Origin of the sequence: Candidatus Planktophila sp., from assembly GCF_040402315.1 — a bacterium.
Classification (GTDB): domain Bacteria; phylum Actinomycetota; class Actinomycetes; order Nanopelagicales; family Nanopelagicaceae; genus Planktophila.
This window is the reverse complement of record NZ_JBBAMU010000020.1, coordinates 1-1,883: the sequence shown is the minus strand read 5'-3', so window position 1 is coordinate 1,883 and position 1,883 is coordinate 1. Positions and strand designations below refer to the sequence as shown.

Genomic DNA, 1,883 nt, shown 5'->3' with positions numbered 1-1,883 from the left:
GTCGTAAGAAGGCAGCAGCAAAGAAGGCTGCTCCAAAGCGTCGTAAGAAGGCAGCAGCAAAGAAGGCTGCTCCAAAGCGTCGTAAGAAGGCAGCTCCAGCAGCTGCTCCAAAGCGCCGTCGTCGTAAGAAGGCAGCAGCTAAGTAATTCATTTACTTATAAAAAACCCCGCCAGGTAACTGGCGGGGTTTTTTATTCTGCTGGGGGATTGATTTTCAGGGAATGCGTTACTCGTTCAAATATTTCTGATAACACTCGTTGATCTTCTTTCGTTAAGTGATCGACAAACCTAGTGCGCACACTTTCCACATGGTCCGGGGCAGCAGAAACAATTGCCTTCCACCCCTTGGCCGTCATGACCGCGAAGTAGCCCCGTTTATCTTCCGGGCAGGCCTCTCGCTTTACCCAGCCCGCCTTCTCCATCACCTTGATCCGGTGGGAAAGGCGCGAGCGCGAGAGCATGGCAACATCGGCTAGCTCACTCATGCGCATCCTGCGTTCCGGGGCATCACTTAATTGGGCCAAGACTTCATAGTCGGCCATCGAAAGCTCATGGCTGGCAAGATCTAAATCGAGTGCCTCCAGCAGCCGGCGGCTAGCGATGATGTATCGGCGCCAAGCCTTCATTTCGGCAGCATTAAGCCAGCGCGGTGTTGTAGCGTTTTGCCCTGCCATAGCGGCAATAGTACGCTCTTTAGAGACAAAGTTGAACTTTCAACTACTTTTACACACGATGAAATGGAACTCATGAGCCCGGTGAAATCTGGAATCGAAACTTCTGCCCTCGACCCACAGGTGCGTCCACAAGATGACCTCTTCCGTCACTACAACGGAAAGTGGATTACCGAGTATCAGATGCCGGATGACCGATCTAGTGATGGCATCTTTCGCAAATTACATGATGCCGCCGAAGCCCAGGTTCGCCAGATTATCGAAAGTGCAACTGGCGCAGGTGAGGCTCAGAAAATTGGCGACCTCTACAAATCTTTTATGGATACCGCTGCCATCACCGCGCGCGGTATCGAGCCCATCGTTGAAGATTTAGCAGCTATCGATGGCATCACCAACTTGCACGAATTTATCTCGGTCATGGCCGGCCTGGAAATGCGTGGCATTGGCGGAATCTTTGGCGCAGCTATCTATCCCGATGCGATGGACTCTGATACCAATATTCTCTATCTCGGCCAGGGCGGACTATCGCTACCCGATGAGTCCTATTACCGGGAAGATCAATTTGCCGAGATTCGAGGCGCCTTTGTGGCGCATGTGGCAAAGATGTGCGCACTTGTGGGAATTGCAGATGGCGCCACTGTGGGATCACAAATCCTGGCGTTGGAAACCAAAATTGCTAGTCATCACTGGGATCAAGTAAAAGATCGCGATGCAACTCTGACCTATAACAAATACAGCCGCGCCGAGCTAGAAAGCCTTGCGCCACACTTCTTATTCGACCTCTGGGCCGAGCATGCAAAAGTGCCAGCGAAAGCTTTTGAATCCCTGGTTGTCTGTGAACCATCCTTCTTTGAATCCATCTCAGCAATGCTCGGTGACTTTAGCGGCGAGCGCGATTCGTGGGTCGCCTGGCTCAAACTCAATCTGGTATCGGCCAGCGCCGCTTTTCTCACCGATGACATCGTGCAGCAGAACTTTGAGTTCTATGCCAAGACCCTCTCTGGAACACCACAGATTCGCGATCGCTGGAAGCGCGCCGTCTCTGTCACCCAAGGCGCCCTCGGTGAAGCCATCGGCAAGGTCTATGTCGAACAGCACTTCTCCGAAAAAGCAAAGAGTGAGATGAAGGTATTAGTTGATTATCTGCTTGAGGCATATCGGCTAAGCATTATTGACCTGCCCTGGATGTCAGCGGCAACGAAGGAAAAGGCG

Annotated in this window: 2 protein-coding genes; one reads left to right on the top strand and one right to left on the bottom strand. The window is 52.1% G+C overall.

Translation table 11 applies throughout. From position 1 onward, the window contains the following. Positions 1-191 precede the first annotated feature (191 nt). Positions 192-674 (bottom strand): MarR family winged helix-turn-helix transcriptional regulator, encoded by a 483-nt coding sequence (locus AC9UEP_RS04330; protein ID WP_095693382.1) that lies wholly within the window; start codon positions 672-674, stop codon positions 192-194. Positions 675-737: 63 nt separating this feature from the next. Here AC9UEP_RS04330 and AC9UEP_RS04325 point away from each other — a divergent pair. Next, the coding region (locus AC9UEP_RS04325) for a M13 family metallopeptidase (protein ID WP_509544304.1) at positions 738-1,883 on the top strand (1,146 nt) is incomplete at its 3' end.

What these genes read in the sequence shown, in the direction of transcription:
- AC9UEP_RS04330 (WP_095693382.1), bottom strand. Translation starts at nt 674, where the DNA reads ATGGCAGGGCAAAACGCTACAACACCGCGCTGGCTTAATGCTGCCGAA.